The sequence below is a fragment of the Bacillus sp. AFS023182 genome, assembly GCF_002560575.1.
In the GTDB taxonomy this organism is placed as follows: Bacteria; Bacillota; Bacilli; order Bacillales; family Bacillaceae_G; genus Bacillus_A; species Bacillus_A arachidis.
Genome location: NZ_NTRO01000101.1, coordinates 1 through 15872, shown reverse-complemented (window position 1 = coordinate 15872; position 15872 = coordinate 1). Strand labels below are relative to the sequence as shown.

Here is a 15872-nt window from a genome sequence, read left to right as displayed (position 1 = left end):
CGGGGATTTATGAAATCCTATATACAGCGCTGGCAAACCCTTGGTATGAATGGATTCTTGAGATTTGATTACTGCTGATAATGAGACGTTATGTTAACTGGTCGTGTATAGGATATACACTGTTCCTTGTTCAAAGAATGAGAAATTTCAATTGAAAAAGAAAAGATATATTTTTACAGTTACTAATTTATCAATTATACTTAATGTATTCTTTCAAATGAGGTGAATTGAATGTCATTCCGTATTGTTCGAAGTAATTAGTTTTCGGGCTGGAAAAAACGCGTACCAGCTATCAAGGGGGGAGTCTGCCCTTTTTCTGAAAACTAAAACTTAGAACAGTGCAGGGAGTCATTTTTAGTTATGAAACCAAGGCACTGTTATGTGACTTGGTTTTTTACATTTGAAAGGTGGATTTTAAAATGAATGAATTAGAATATAAAAACTTTTATGATAGAGTTGGAGAAATAAATGGTTGGGATTTCAGTAAAATAAAGAGCAATTCAATAGGAGTACAGTGGAATTTTTACGAAAAAGTGAAACAAGCTTGTAAGCCAAATAGTATTTTGCTTGATATTGGTACAGGTGGCGGTGAGAATATACTACGTATTGCATCTTCGGCATTGTTGCTAGTTGGAATAGATTGTTCTAATGGTATGATGAAAACTGCCAAATCAAATTTAAAAAAATCGCGTGTTGCCAATGTTCGATTTATACAAATGGCATCAGAGGATTTGCAATTCCCTAACGATTTTTTTGATGTAATTTCCAGTTGTCATGCTCCTTTTATTGCACTAGAAGTGGCAAAGGTATTAAAAGAAGGGGGAACGTTTCTAACACAGCAAGTAAGTGAAGCCGATAAATTGAATTTAAAACAAGCATTTGGTCGAGGACAATCTTTCGGAGAAATTGATGGAACATTAAAAGATAAATACATTCAAGAATTAGAAAAAGCAGGTTTTGTTGAAATTCACTCCTTTGATTACAATGCTATTGAGTATTATCAAAGACCTGAAGATCTTATCTTCTTGCTTAAACATACGCCCACCATCCCTAATTTTGGTCAGAAGAAAGAGGACTTTGATATTCTGAACAATTTTATTGAAAACAATCGAACTAATAAAGGAATTCGTACAAATTCTAAAAGATTCTTGATTATAGCTAATAAGTAATTCTTCTTATGAAACGCTAAATAAACCGACTTTATGTACTTCCGATATCAATAATTATGTAAATAAGCTGTCCATATGGGCAGCTTATTGTATTTTTGCTTAGCGTGGTTTTTTCCGGAATACTGGCGGTACCCCATGCCCATCAAGCTAAGAGTATATAAGTTTAATTTCACTTGAGATTTTTCTTTTTTCTAAAGATCCAGTATAAGCTCTTTAAAGTTTTGCATACCAAATAAATGAGCTCTATTTTCAAGTTCACAACCCTTATTCCTTCTTAATTAACTCTTTTTAGAGGTAATTTCGCAACTTGCTTCCGAGTTCTAAACCCTAATGCGATAGCAGCGCCAATACAGCTAGAAAAACAGCCAGCAAACAAATACAATGATGGATCTGACTCACCGATTAAAACGGAAGCTATTCCTCCAATTACCGGGAAAAGTGCAACCATATAGCCACTTCGAGCTCCTCCAATTTTTTCTACTAGCTTCAAATAGAATAGCCATGCTACAAATGAAGCAACCAGAGTTAAATATAGCAACATAAATAAATATGAAAACGATGTTGGAAATATAAATTCTTGTCCTTGAAATAATACAATTACTCCCATCAATATACTGCCCATTGTAAATCCAATGGCATTTGCATAGATAGGATTCACCTTGTGACTTGCATTTCGTGCCGAGCTGGCATCACCTACTGCTGTAAGAAGCGTACCTAAGATCGCAACCATAATTCCTTTTATGTCATTGGACCCTTGAAAGTTGTTCAAATTCGGATAGATGAGAATACATACGCCTAATACACCAAAAATCCCCCCAACCAAAACGCGTGAATGTAACTTTTCTTTTAAAAAAATCCGAAGGGTAATTGGGGTCAAAATCACCTTTAATGAAAAAACCAATGTTACGATTGCTGCAGAACTCAAAATTGTGGCGTAATAAAGACATAAATAGCTTAATGCAAAGTTACATACACCAAAAACTATTACAAATGGGATATCTTTTCTTGTTGGCATCCCTCTTGGTCGAAGGAACCAAACAAGAATCAAAAATAAAAAGGCTGTCATAACTAGACGATAAGTTAAGGATAATTCTAAGCTGACAGGAGTTCCTTGAATTTTTACTGCAATAAAGTTGAGTCCCCATACAATCAAACAAAATATGTACATAAATATTGTCATGAGTTTTCTCCCAAATCAAATTTTTTTCTAAATTCATTATTCATTTATACTGTCATTTCTAAAAGGTACAGTTTACAATAAATGCAAATGACAGATGAGGTATTACAATGATGAATGAACTAATATTTAATATCAATCGAGAAAGTAACACTCCTATGTACCAACAAGTTTATCAATACATACGTACTCAGATTTTATCTGGTAAATTAGAAAAGGGTACAAAGTTGCCATCGATTAGACAACTTGCTATCCAATTAGAGGTCAGCAGAAACACAGCTCAAGTAGCCTATGAACAACTGCAATCGGAAGGATATATTCGAAGTGAGAACAAAAAGGGATTTTTTGTAGAGGCTACTATATCGGATGAGACACTTAATTATGAACCCATTAGAGAACAGCATCATGAAACAAATCATGCTGCCATGAATACTATTGACTTTAAGATTGGGACAGTGGATCAAGAGAACTTCCCTTTGAAAAAATGGAGAATGCTTACAAACAAAATCATTAAAGACTCTAGCATGTTTTCATACGGAGAAAAACAAGGCGACATTAAATTAAGGAAGGTACTAGCAGATTACTTGTTTCAATCAAGAGGAGTTAATACTTCTGCAGAACAAATTATTATTGGCAGTAGCACACAGCACTTGTTATTACTTTTGTCGCTGTTGCTAAAGCAAGACTATCATTATCTGGCAGTAGAAGACCCTGGATATAATGTGGCAAGGGAACTTTTTGTTCTTCAATCATTTATCATTGATCCAATCCCGGTAAAAGAACAAGGCATCCAAGTCGATCTCCTTTTAAAATCGCCTTCTAGACTTTTATATGTCACTCCTACTCATCACTTTCCATATGGAGTGACTATCCCCGTCAATGAAAGATTAAAGTTAATTCAATGGGCAAAAAGGGTGGAAGGATATATTATTGAAGATGATTATGATAGTGAATTTCGATACATCCATCAACCTATACCGTCTCTTCAAAGTTTAGATTCTAATGATAGGGTGGTTTATTTAGGAACTTTTTCAAAAGCACTGCTACCCTCCATCCGTGTCAGTTATATGGTTTTGCCTAGGAGGCTAATAAGTGAATATAAAAAGATACTCCCTTTGCTTGAGCAAACATCCTCATCTATTCATCAGCGAACACTGGCGATCTTTATGAATGAAGGATATTGGTACTCACACTTAAGGAAGATGAAAGCTTTGTATAAACGTAAAATGAATCTATTGAATAGGGAATTATTAAAACATTTTAAGAATTATGTTGAAATAAAAGGTGGTAGCTCCGGAATTTTCGTTATTATTGAAGTAAAAACAGAAATGAGTGAAAAAATGCTAATTGAAAGGGCATATGAACACGGAATTGTAGTTTATCCTTGTTCAAAATATTTCTCGAAATATATACCACAATATCCGCATATTCAACTTGGATTGGGTGATTTATGTGAAAAAAAGATAATAGAAGGAGTTTCTCAATTAGCAAAAATTTGGTTGTAATCTTGATTTTTTCCCTAAAAAATTTTTTTCGTTCTTCCTATTAGGGATCATCATACATCGCCGTCAAGGGTTCTGTTGCAAAGTTTTTAAAAGTAAGCTAAACTTTTGCAAAATGGATTGAGGAGAATCATAGATGGGATACTTTAAAGGAAAGCAGTTTAAACAAGATATTATTTTAGTAGCCGTTGGCTATTACTGTCGTTTTTCTTTAAGCTATCGTGATGTCTCTGAAATTCTGAAAGAACGTGGTGTTTCAGTTCATCCTACAGCCATCATGCGCTGGGTTCATGAATACGGACACCTGGTCTATCAAATTTGGAAGAAGAAAAATAAGCATTTACATTTATCTTGGAAATTGGATGAGACTTATATCAAAGTTCAAGAAGAATGGTGTTACCTATATCGTGCGATTGATAAAGAAGGGCACACATTGGATATTCAATTTCGTAAAAAACGGGATCATCAGGCTGCCTATGCCTTCATGGGGTACCGCCAGCATTCCGGAAAAAAACCACGCTAAGCAAGCCACGATAAAAAGAGCCAATTTTACCCTATCAAAAGTAAAGTTAGCTCTTTTATTAATGCACATATTTTACCTAGAAATTTTATCTGTTCTGTCCCCTAATATTTCAATAATTTCGCTGTACTTCTATTCATATAATATCTTTTATTGTAAATCTTCGAACTCCAACAAAAGTAAATATAATAACAAATAAGCAACTTAAGACATAAAAACTACTAAACTGAAAGAAAGTCTGCAAGCCTTCTAGATGAATAGGGTCCATTGCTAATCCTGGTTGCGTAAATGGCCATATATACCCGATATTTAAGTAATGAAATATCATTCCTATACATGTAAAACCAAAACTCATTCCAACTGGAACAGCAAAACTTTTTATAGAAGATGAGAGAAATAATTGTAGCGCAGCAATTGAAAATGTACCAATCCATCCATTGAATGACCAATTTAATAATGAAATCCAAGGAATAGGACTTGTAATACCTAGTAGCTTACCAATTAAGATATAAGCAATTAAAAAAAATACTTGTGTCAATAAAGTTAACATAAAGATTACTAATAACTTTGCCATGTACACATATCGAAATGGAATTGGTAAAGAGATGATTTTTTTCCAATTTCCCTCGCTATGTTCAAAGCGGCATACAAATGCACAATAAATACTTACTACAACAGGAAATAAAAATAACCCATAAATTAATCCAACTTGTGTCCAAGCTTTCTCCCACTCATTTGTTGAGACTTTCATTAAAACATCGTAGTTTACTTGAAAATTTATGAGTCCAAGCGCAATACAAATAAGCGGAATGAATGTCATTACAATCCATATTTTTGAACGTTTTAATTTTAATAATTCGCATCGAAATGAGCTTAATAACATATCTGCATCCTCCTAATGAATATCTTTTTGCGAAAAATGAGCAGTGCTAAGAATGATAAATAATAAACTAACACCTAAACTTAACAAAAGATTCATCATGACTCCTTGGTTTGGGAAAAACACTATTTTCCCATTGGAAAATGCCCAAGAAATTGGATTTGTCAGAGATGAATAGCTCCAAATTATCCATGTATTCCAAGGAACCATCTGCCCGAAATACCCAAGAAATGAGCCGATTACACCTGCCGTTAAAGCAAATACTTGATTTTTCACTACCAATGATATCCAAAGTTGCAAAATAACCATTGGAATACATCCTATAATGGTAAAACAACCGTATTTCAGTAATAATATCACCGGAATTTCACTTTCAAAATTAAAAATTTTTCCTATTAATATAATTACAGAAATAGTAATTATCCCTGCGTATACAAGAAAAAAGATACTAAAGATAATTTTGGTTATATATACTAGCTGCCTAGATCTGGGAATTGCACACAATAGCTTCCAGGTGTTCCCCTTATTTTCAAAATCAATTATTCGAGATGTAATTGTCGCAATCATTATAGGTAAAAATAATGCATTTATCATACTTACTCTTGCAAGAAGAGACTCCCAATTTAGAAATTCCTTTTTTTCTTGTGACACAATAGCAAATAACCAAAGTAATGCTAAAGACTGTATCAAAAATACCACTAAAAATAATTTCTTTCTTTTTAGTTTCAATAATTCACTTCTTAAGGCAGCAATCACTATAAAACACCACCTTTTTCTGTTAAGCTTAGAAATATTTCTTCCAACGTATGCTTCTCTTCTTCAATTCTATACACTGATATATTGTGCTGTACTAATAAATGATTTATGTGGGAAATAAGGTAATCTTCTTGTTGATGCGTAACAAGACAATCACCTTCAAGTCTAAGATGAATTTGATGCTGTTCTAAAATTTGATGTGCCTTTACTACATCATTTACACGTATTTTCATTGATGCCTGACTTTTTTTACGTAACACTTCAATTTTGTCTTGAAAAATAAGCTGTCCACTATTAATAATGCCCACTTGTGTTGCAATTTGATCCATCTCATTTAGCAAATGACTAGAAATAACAACTGTCATATCATATTGCTTTGGCAGTTGTTTAATGAGTTCACGAATTTCTTGAATCCCGGCAGGGTCTAATCCGTTTGTGGGTTCATCTAAAATTAACAATTTTGGATTCCCAAGTAGTGCCATTGCTATGCCAAGGCGTTGCTTCATTCCAAGTGAGTATTGCTTAACTAGTTTATCTTTTTGTTTCTCTAATCGAACAATACGCAATACCTCATCAATATTCTTTTTTGGTACTTGTAACATTTGCCGAATTACTTCTAGGTTTTCATGACCTGTTAAATGTCCATAATAAGATGGCGATTCAACAAGAGAGCCAACCTCTTTTAAAATATCAATTCGATTTGTTTTTAAATCTCGATTGAATACCTTAATATTACCTGTAGTCGGTTTGATTAATCCCAGTAACATTCTAATTGTCGTCGTTTTTCCAGCCCCATTTGGGCCTAGGAATCCATAGATTTCACCTTTACCAACTTGCATTTGTAATTGATTCACACTATTTACAGCTCCATATGTCTTTGTCAAATCTTCTGTTTCAACGATATATGTTCCCATTATTGGCACCTCTTTTTCTTGATTAAGCTATCATCTATTATGAAAGTTCTTGCTTAATCTTGAATTGAGCTTACCTTAAGTTTAGCTTAATTTTCTAACGGAAGCTGAAATGTAATTTTAGTACCGTTTCCTTTGGTGCTTTCTACTGCAATTTCTCCACCGTGAGCTACGATGATTTCCTTTACAATTGCCATTCCTAAACCTGAACCACTTTTTGGATCTGTATTTGTACCACGGAAGTATCGATCAAAAATATGTGGTAAATCATTTTTATTTATTCCGTCACCATTGTCCTCAATCGTAACTATGGTGTATCCGGATGTTTGTTTTATACAAACTTGTATTAATGTTTTAACATCAGTATGAATGAGCGCATTATTCAATAAGTTTACTGTGACACGTTGAATTAATCCCTGATCTGCTTTTATAATTAGTTCTTCCTCAGGGCATTCAAATTCAATTAATCGATTCTCATATTGAGGCATATTCATAAATTCAATAATTGTTTCTCGGGTGAGATTCACAATATCTACTGTAGTTTTATGGATAGGTAACAACGCATTCTTCAATTGATATGTAAGTTTTAAATCATCAATCAATTTTTCAATATAAATTGATTGATTTTGAATTACTTCTGCATATTGGTACATTTCTTGTGCAGTAATTTTATACTCTGGATTCCCTATAACTTCACTATAGCCTTTAATAGAAGAAAGCGGAGTCTTTAAATCATGAGAGATGTTTATAATCCATTCTGCTCGCATCGTATCTAGTCTTTTTCTTTGAACGTTAATATCCTTTAGTTGATGTGATAACTGATTCAGATTTGTATACACCTCTGCATAGATTCCCTTTTCTTCCGGTACTTGTTTATATTGTCCTTTTTTTAATTTATTAATTTGTTCAATTATCATGACAACAGGTTTTGACATATACCTTGCCACAATGTAAGCAAATAATAAAATACAAACTACTGTTACTCCTATTAACATTAAAACCCCATATGGATAGAAGCTAGATAAATTATTGAAGTTCAAATAGACAGATTTTCGCAATGCTTGGTTTGACGGGAAAGCGACAATGTAACTTTCTACTTGTGTACTTTTATCTAACTTACCCACAAACGTTGTATAATTCCCAATATCGTACTTATAGCGTAAAATCAAATCACTCGGAGTATAGTGAGTTGGTGTATTTTTAGGCTTATACATTTGAAATACTTCATCACTATTATGATTTAATACTTGTAACCATGCTCTATGTTCTTGCAAAAATTTTTTCCCTTTATTTGTTATAGAAATACTTCCATTTTCTACTGTGATTTCTTTTTGAAAAGCTAATACTGAGCCTTCTGGATCGTCCACTCCCTCACGGTTGTAAGTAAATACCAAATAACTAAAAGCAAAAAATTGAACGATTAGGATAAACATAATTAATCCTATTAATGAGGTAATATATAGTCTCGTGACCTTCCACTTCATCTTGCATCACCTTTTGTATTAAGTTTATATCCGAGTCCCCTTACTGTTACAAGGTAATGAGGTTTGGAAGGATTATCCTCTATTTTTTCTCTTAAATGTCTCATATGTACCATCATAATATTGTCATTCCCCAGATATGTTTCGCCCCAGACAGCTTCATATAAGCGGGCCTTACTAAAAATTTGATTTGGGTTTTTTATTAAAAATAGTAATATATTAAATTCTTTTGCTGTTAAAGTTAGTAATGTATCACCCCTTAACACTGTCCCTTGTGCCTCATCTATCGTAATGTCTCCAAACTGATACATAATCCGAGCCTTTTCTTGATATTGATTGCGTCGAAAAAATGCTTTCATCTTATATGCTACTTCTTTCGGACTAAAAGGTTTTGTAATGTAATCATCGCCACCTATACTTAATCCAAGTATTTTATCTAAATCTTCATTTTTCGCCGATAAGAAGAATATTGGAACGAATGTAAACTGTCTAATTTGCTGACAAACACTATATCCATCTAAATCTGGAAGCATAATATCTAATATGATAAGATCTGGCTGTACTTGCTTACACATGCGTATTCCTTCTTCTCCTGTTGTACACGTATAAATATGTTGAAACCCCTCTTTCTCTAAAACTGCTTCCAACAAATTTAAAATCTCTTTTTCATCATCTACTATAAGAATTTTTTTTGTATAAACATCTGAAATATTATGTATCATCTATTGCACCTCAATATCTTTCTAAATAATTTAAAATTAAATAGTGAACCGTATTACCTTAATTATTAATGTATCATTTTTATTCTACAGTAGAATAGTAATTTGAAAGTTTTCCCACTTATTTTAGGGGAGAAGTATCATTTTTTCGATATGAGTTCGTTTATTTTTTAACTGTAAGTACATGTTTGGTTTTCCTTTTATGAAAATTTCAAATTAAACATGCGTTATCTAATACAACACAATATTAATTGTGTTGTATTAGGTGCTATAATTACTATGAATCTATGGTTGTAACGCAACACAATTTAGAATAAACTCGCTGATTACTTATGCAACACAATTTATAGAAAGGAGTGAGGATATGGATATAGTAGAAAGATTTTCTTTTTATCTGGAACAGGAAAGGAAAAGTATAAATACAATTAAGGGGTACACATTGGATCTTAAGCAGTACATAAGGTGGTTTAAAGAATCATATGATAGAGATTTAACAAATTTGTATCGTCAAAATGTGTTGGAGTATGTTAGTTTTCTAAAAAATATTAAGATGCTCAACGCCAAGACGGGGTACAGCCGAGATACGTGTAAAAATAGGTCATAGACTTACTTATATTTCCAGATGTGATTTGTTGAGCGTATAAACATCATTTTGTCTATTTTTATTAGGTGATTTGTCTATTAAGGGTTAACCCTAATCATCCATTAGTTAGCTACTGAAAAGACTTCGTTTCAATTGTATGATTAGGGTGTGTGATAATAGGTTCGAGAATAATAGAGAACCCCCCGATTTGATTATGTTTAGAAATAAAAGTAAACCTATGACTCAAAATTACATGTATCTCGGCTATACCCCATGCCCATCAACTTAAGAAATCAAGTCGCCCCCCAAAACAAAAAATCTCACTTCTTATCTGAAAAAAGATAAGAAATGAGATTTTTTTGGATACTACCAATAATGAGTCGTGATGTCAATTTCACATGTATATATTGTTGATCATTCTTTCTTTAAGTAACAAGATAAGATGTTCAAAAAGTTATATTAAATCTGTTACAGTAATTTATAGAATACATAATTTTAGAAATGAGGAAAAACAATGAACAGAATTGAATTTATAAGAAAAGAGGAGAAAAAATATCACGACTATTGTTATGATAATTATAAACTGTTTGAAGAAGGTTCGTGGCTACATAAACCTGTAAAAACGGTAATAGATCTAATTCCATTGTTTGAAGGAAAAGACGATCTTAGTGTGCTTGATTTAGGTTCTGGAGTGGGTAGAAATAGTATCCCATTGGCTCAAGCTATAAAAAAAAGTGGTGGTAAAGTTGTGTGTGTTGATTTATTAGACTCTGCTTTGCAAAAATTAAATCAATACAGTGAGGAATATGAAGTTAAAGAAGTAATCCAAACTGAAAAAGCTGATATAGGAAACTATGATATTAAACCTAATAACTTCGATTTCATTGTTGCGGTTTCAAGTTTAGAACATGTCCAATCAGAAAAGGTATTTGAAAAAGTTGTTCAACGAATGGCAGACGGAACAAAGTACAATGGAATAAATTGTATCATTGTAAATTCTGAAGTTGAGGAAATTGATATGGATACCAATAAGAAATTGGATGCACTAATGGAGATAAACATTCCAACAGAAGAAATGCTGAATAAATTGAGAAAAGTATATGATGGTTGGGAAGTATTGAGCATCATAGTAAAACCGCTCGAATATAAAATTATGCGAAATGAAAAGTTTGTTTTATTAAAAACAAATGCAATCACATATGCTGTGAGAAAAAATAATCTATAAGGGGCCACCATACATTACTATCAATCTAAGAGGAATTTATACCCATAATTCATAGAAAACGTTATTCTTTTTGTAGAAATATACAGAAAGGATGGCGTTTTTTATGAATCTTTCGATTCAAGGTGAACTACAATTATTTGCTGAAGAATTACATCAACATCTTACTCCTTCATTTTTAGAAAAGCTTGCTAGAAAACTAGCTTTTGTAAAACGAAAGCGTAAATTTTTAGGTCATGATTTAGCTGCTATCTGTGTCTGGATTAGTCAACGGGTAGCGAATGATTCTTTGGTACGATTGTGTAGTCAACTTCATGCTGTTACAGGAACTCTTATGAGTCCAGAAGGACTTAATAGGCGATTCAATAAAAAAGCAGTTTGCTTCTTAAAACATATTTTCTCTGCATTATTAAAAAATAAAATTTGTGAAACATCAGTGATTCCAAACTCTTCAATCGCTTATTTTCAACGAATTCGTATTTTAGATGCAACGATTTTTCAAGTGCCAAAACATTTAGCGAATGTATATCCAGGATCAGGTGGTTGTGCACAAACAGCGGGTTTAAAAATTCAGTTAGAATATGATTTACATAGTGGCCAGTTCTTAAATTTTCAAGTTGAACCAGGGAAAAATAATGATAAAACCTTTGGCACAGAGTGTTTAGCAACATTACGTCCTGGAGACCTATGTATTCGAGATTTAGGCTATTATTCACTGGATGATTTAGATCAAATGGACCAACGTGGCGTGTATTATATATCAAGGCTCAAATTAAACAATATGGTATATATCAAAAATGAATTTCCTGAATACTTTCGAAATGGGACAGTAAAAAAACAGTCTCAGTACATCAAAGTTGATTTAGAACACATTATGAATACCTTAAAACCCGGACAGATCTATGAAATCAAAGATGCTTATATTGGAAAGGATAAAAAACTATTTACTAGGGTGATTATGTATCGATTAACAGAAAAACAACTTCGTGAGCGTATGAAAAAACAAGTGTATACGGAAAGTAAAAAAGGGATTACGTATTCAGAAAAAAGCAAACGATTAGCTGGCATGAACATATATGTTACCAATACGCCTTGGGAGATTGTTCCGATGGAACAAATACATGATTTTTACTCTCTCCGCTGGCAAATAGAAATCATCTTTAAAACTTGGAAATCTCTATTTCAAATTCATCATTGGAAAAATATCAAACAAGAGCGATTAGAATGTCATGTTTATGGAAAACTCATTGCCATTTTTCTATGCTCTTCTACTATGTTTAAGATGAGACAATTAATTTTACAAAAGAAACAAAAAGAATTAAGTGAATATAAAGCAATTGGAATGGTTAAAGATCATTTACACATCTTGTATCAAGCCATACAACAAAACACCCAAGAGATAACAAAGGTTCTTATCCGTCTGTTCCACCTCCTACAGAAGAATGGACGGAAATCTCACAGATATGAGAAGAAAACTGTCTTTGATATTTTAGGTGTTGTCTATGAGTATAATGGATTAAAAAAACAAAAGAAAGCTGCATAATTTTTGAAATTTGGCTGCTTGAGGTTTATTTAGTATGCTCATTTTTAAGGATACAAAGTATTTTAAGAGTTTTTTCGTTCATATGAACGAAAATTCACTCTGCTTTCGTTCTTAAGTTGATGGGCATGCGGCTATACCCCAAAAAGAGGAAAATGTCAAAATATAGCCATCAACAACCCAGGTGATTCCAGTAAAACTAATTTCAAGGGAGTTTTGAATATCTGCAATTGCGACATTTACCACTGTAGTATCAAGTGTTGCCATTACAAATCCCATTGCCAGGACAACAAGTTTCCAAATACCAGTAGAAGATTGCGTTTGAATTTCGGATGCTTCCAAATTTATATCATCAGTGCGTTGTAATTTCATTTCTGACCAAAACCTCCATTTCCTAGGTTTATAAAAAATTCATTTCACAAGGTGAATTAAACTTTAAGAGTGATAGAATGAATTATGAATGTCCATAATTCATTCTATTAAGATATTCACACTACAAAACAGTAATAAATATACAAATTGTGAAGTTAAGACAACAATTTACATATTTATAAACGTTAATTCATTAGGGGAGCGATGTTCAACTCGTTTGGATTGCATCAGATCATGGAATATTTACTGTTCTTGCATGGTAGTACAATAAATAGTTTACTTATTTATATATTATAATAGCTCTAACAATAGCATAAAAATATTCTTTCCATGTAGAGTATTTCTCCATTTCTAAACCTCTTCCTGGGGCGGTTTTAAAGCTAACATTGCGCCAAAATACTGTGAAGCAGTAGTAAACGTAATAAACGCACATAGTTCACTAATTTCTACGTCAGAAAGATACTCTTTCAAAACATTAAACGTAGCGTCTGATATATCCCCTTGTTGCTTTAAAAACACTTCTGCAAAGCCAACTGCAATAGATATTTTATTATTGAATAAATGGGGTTCAGGTTTTCCTTTTGCTTTACAATACTCACAACCATTACTTTGTGCTAAAGTTCTCCTTACTTGTTCTTTTAACTGAGAGGATAAATGCCCATCTTTCTCCAAAACTTCTCCCAATTGAGTCCATCCGTTCAATACATCTTTGTTATGTCCTAAAAGTTTTTGAAAAGGGGTCTCTCCGAATTTAGATTCATTAATTCTTGTCATAGTTAATACCTCCTGGTAATATTTATAATATCAAATAAATTTATTCCATCACATTAAATTTGAAATCAGTTTCCTGTTAATTTTTCAACAAATTAATGAAAATAGGAGGATTTTCCTTAAAAATGAAAATAGATGATATTGATAAAAAAATATTAGAAGAATTAAGCAAAAATAGTCGATTATCAATGAGTGAACTTGGAAGAAGAATCAATTTGTCTTCTCCATCTATAACAGAACGGGTAAGACAAATGGAGTCATTCGGAATAATAAAGAAGTACACCTTAGAAGTCGATTATGAAAAATTAGGACTTCCTATCCAATGTATAATAGAAGCAACTGTTAAAAACGGAGACTATAATTCTTTTAAGAAATATATTGAGGGTCTGCCAAATGTAGAGTTTTGTTATCGAATTGCTGGAAACGCTTGTTATATGCTTAAAATGCAATTCGACACTTTTTCTAAAGCAGAAGAATTCATTGAAGCTGTAAATCCATATGCCCATACTGTAACACATTTCATTTTTTCTCAGGTCCAGACGAAATTAAGAATCAATTCAGACTGACTTTTATAATGGTTGTTTAACTAACCTGTCCAACTATCATCTAGTTAACTTAAGCTATCATTATCAGTAGTCAACGATGCATAAAATTTTTGTTTTGGGGGTAATTAAAAATATTAGCTTGATGGGCATGGGGTACCGCCAACATTTCGAAAATTTTGTACGCTAAGCTTATTTTCAAAACGATACCCCATAAAAAAAAGAACCTTATTTAAGATAAGATTCTTTTTTTTATCTATTAACTTTTTTCATTTTACTTACAAAAAAACTAATGATACTGATAGCTATCAATGAATAACCCATTGGTAATAAATAAAATGGTTCTACAAGAGTTCCGTCAGCCGCGACTTTAGAACCCATCATATTAAAACTAACTAAACATCCGATTCCTACGATAAGTGGCATTAAAGATAACATATATTTTTTCATTTTAATTCCTCCGTCTGTACGTTCATTTAACGTCCAATAATTACTTTATACTCAGTATTATAGTCCCATCGTATTAGTTAGTACTATTCAAATACATGACAAAAAGCTTACACATTTGTAAGGTATGAACAGGAGATTCTAAGTAACTTCCAATAACGATCATTATTTACATAATGATCGTTACCGGAAGTTGTTTTTAAAAATATGTCGGATGGTTTAACCATTCTTCAATACCAACAGAACCTTGAACTGATAGCAAACGATATAAATATCTATATGGTTTTCTAACATAAGTTAAATCAGGAATATCCCGCACAGATATATATCCTCTAATAAAGTCTTCAGCACTCTTCTTATCCAATACATATTCTAAGGCAATAAAATCTAACTCTCTAGGTGCTACAGCATAAGCTTCTGTATCTACTAATCCAGTAATTTCAGTTCCATTGCTTAAAAATTGTGTAGGATCCATATCGACTAAAATAAAATTACTTTCTGTTGGGGTAGGAATCTTTTTTAATAACAATTCCATTTCAGGAAGAACTTCTGGTATTTTTTGATTATTGTTATAAAATCTCTCAGTTAGCTGTTGCATTATATTTATAAGCGTACTGTGAAAATCATAAATAGATGTTTGATGAGTCCCTAATGGATTACCTATGTAATTAAAGTTTTTTTGATGGATGAGTGCTAATCCTTTTCCTAAGCTTTCTAATATAGAAGATGGTTGATTCAAAAAAGTATGTATCGTATGCCCACTTAACTTTTCTACTACTACGTATTCCTTATTATCTATAGTCATTTTTCGTAGAACCCTTGGTACAGGAAATGAACTTAGTTCCGCTAAGGAGTTATTAATGACTTCTAAATGAAATACATTTCGAGGATCAATCCCAAATAACTGTTTACATCCCCACCAGAAGTCATTATGAGGTTCTTGAATCATTTGTGAGGAACGTACAATGACTTCCTCGGTTTCCGTCTTAATTAACAATACATTACTTGCGTGATTTTCATATCCAGGATGTAACTCTGTTATCGATTGGATTGAGCTATCAAACAAGATTTGTAACTTTTCCATGAATAAATGCCCCCTTTTTTTTATTGTATCATTTGGAATAACTGATTTTTTGTGAAAATTGGATGTATATTCCATTCATGGAAGGTTAACATAACGCAACATTATCAGCAGTAATCAAATCTCAGGAATACATTCATATCAAGGGTTTGCCAGCTTTCTGTTCCCTCCGCTGTATGTAGGATTTCATAAATCCCCG

At 32.4% G+C, this 15872-nt stretch carries 15 protein-coding genes and 2 pseudogenes; 7 read left to right on the top strand and 10 right to left on the bottom strand.

Features of this window, described 5'->3' with window-relative positions:
• Positions 1–419: 419 nt before the first annotated feature.
• A complete protein-coding gene (locus CN288_RS26635; protein WP_098303528.1) occupies positions 420–1169 on the top strand; it encodes a class I SAM-dependent methyltransferase in 750 nt (249 codons plus the stop codon).
• A gap of 274 nt (positions 1170–1443) precedes the next feature.
• Here the strand turns inward: CN288_RS26635 and CN288_RS26630 are convergent, their stop codons facing one another.
• A complete protein-coding gene (locus CN288_RS26630) occupies positions 1444–2349 on the bottom strand; it encodes a DMT family transporter (RefSeq protein ID WP_098303527.1) in 906 nt (301 codons plus the stop codon).
• 110 nt (positions 2350–2459) lie between these two features.
• Between CN288_RS26630 and pdxR the strand changes: the two genes are divergently transcribed.
• Together pdxR and CN288_RS26620 are read left to right on the top strand one after the other, a co-directional pair.
• Complete coding sequence (pdxR, locus tag CN288_RS26625; protein WP_176527749.1) at positions 2460–3851, top strand: MocR-like pyridoxine biosynthesis transcription factor PdxR; 1392 nt, start codon at positions 2460–2462, stop codon at positions 3849–3851.
• Between the two features lie 133 nt (positions 3852–3984).
• Positions 3985–4335: pseudogene (locus tag CN288_RS26620) on the top strand (IS6 family transposase); the annotation flags it as partial.
• A gap of 169 nt (positions 4336–4504) precedes the next feature.
• On the opposite strand, the gene CN288_RS26610 reads toward CN288_RS26620, so the two are convergent.
• The 5 genes from CN288_RS26610 to CN288_RS26590 all read right to left on the bottom strand — a co-directional run bounded on the left by CN288_RS26610 (position 4505) and on the right by CN288_RS26590 (position 9118).
• The gene (locus tag CN288_RS26610) at positions 4505–5251 is read right to left on the bottom strand and encodes an ABC transporter permease (protein WP_098303525.1); all 747 of its coding nucleotides are present in this window, start codon (positions 5249–5251) and stop codon (positions 4505–4507) included.
• Between the two features lie 12 nt (positions 5252–5263).
• Positions 5264–6004, bottom strand: a complete 741-nt coding sequence (locus tag CN288_RS26605) for an ABC transporter permease (protein WP_098303524.1) — start codon at positions 6002–6004, stop codon at positions 5264–5266.
• A complete protein-coding gene (locus CN288_RS26600; protein WP_141528021.1) occupies positions 6004–6918 on the bottom strand; it encodes an ABC transporter ATP-binding protein in 915 nt (304 codons plus the stop codon). Before CN288_RS26600 ends, CN288_RS26605 begins: the two co-directional genes overlap by 1 nt.
• 86 nt (positions 6919–7004) lie before the next feature.
• Positions 7005–8399 carry a sensor histidine kinase gene (locus CN288_RS26595; RefSeq protein ID WP_098303522.1) on the bottom strand — a complete coding sequence of 465 codons (1395 nt, stop codon included), beginning with the start codon at positions 8397–8399 and terminating at the stop codon, positions 7005–7007.
• Positions 8396–9118, bottom strand: a complete 723-nt coding sequence (locus CN288_RS26590; RefSeq protein WP_098303521.1) for a response regulator transcription factor — start codon at positions 9116–9118, stop codon at positions 8396–8398. The genes CN288_RS26595 and CN288_RS26590 overlap by 4 nt, the downstream gene beginning before the upstream one ends.
• A gap of 361 nt (positions 9119–9479) precedes the next feature.
• Between CN288_RS26590 and CN288_RS26585 the strand changes: the two genes are divergently transcribed.
• The 3 genes from CN288_RS26585 to CN288_RS26575 all read left to right on the top strand — a co-directional run bounded on the left by CN288_RS26585 (position 9480) and on the right by CN288_RS26575 (position 12463).
• Entirely contained in the window at positions 9480–9719 is a 240-nt protein-coding gene (locus CN288_RS26585) for a site-specific integrase (protein WP_303745785.1), read from the top strand.
• A 493-nt stretch (positions 9720–10212) separates the two neighbouring features.
• Positions 10213–10923 (top strand): class I SAM-dependent methyltransferase, encoded by a 711-nt coding sequence (locus CN288_RS26580; protein WP_098102131.1) that lies wholly within the window; start codon positions 10213–10215, stop codon positions 10921–10923.
• Between the two features lie 103 nt (positions 10924–11026).
• A complete protein-coding gene (locus CN288_RS26575; protein WP_098161125.1) occupies positions 11027–12463 on the top strand; it encodes an IS4 family transposase in 1437 nt (478 codons plus the stop codon).
• A 144-nt stretch (positions 12464–12607) separates the two neighbouring features.
• Here CN288_RS26575 and CN288_RS29145 read toward each other — a convergent pair.
• Both CN288_RS29145 and CN288_RS26565 read right to left on the bottom strand, forming a co-directional pair.
• Positions 12608–12832, bottom strand: a pseudogene (locus tag CN288_RS29145) (hypothetical protein); the annotation flags it as partial.
• A gap of 351 nt (positions 12833–13183) precedes the next feature.
• Entirely contained in the window at positions 13184–13606 is a 423-nt protein-coding gene (locus CN288_RS26565) for a carboxymuconolactone decarboxylase family protein (RefSeq protein ID WP_098303519.1), read from the bottom strand.
• A gap of 122 nt (positions 13607–13728) precedes the next feature.
• On the opposite strand from CN288_RS26565, the gene CN288_RS26560 reads away from it, so the two are divergent.
• On the top strand, positions 13729–14169 hold the full coding sequence (locus tag CN288_RS26560) for an Lrp/AsnC family transcriptional regulator (RefSeq protein WP_097850469.1): 441 nt from the start codon (positions 13729–13731) through the stop codon (positions 14167–14169).
• Positions 14170–14397: 228 nt separating this feature from the next.
• Here the strand turns inward: CN288_RS26560 and CN288_RS26555 are convergent, their stop codons facing one another.
• Both CN288_RS26555 and CN288_RS26550 read right to left on the bottom strand, forming a co-directional pair.
• A complete protein-coding gene (locus CN288_RS26555) occupies positions 14398–14595 on the bottom strand; it encodes a DUF3955 domain-containing protein (protein WP_098303518.1) in 198 nt (65 codons plus the stop codon).
• 196 nt (positions 14596–14791) lie between these two features.
• Positions 14792–15676 carry a hypothetical protein gene (locus tag CN288_RS26550; RefSeq protein WP_098303517.1) on the bottom strand — a complete coding sequence of 295 codons (885 nt, stop codon included), beginning with the start codon at positions 15674–15676 and terminating at the stop codon, positions 14792–14794.
• Positions 15677–15872 lie beyond the last annotated feature (196 nt).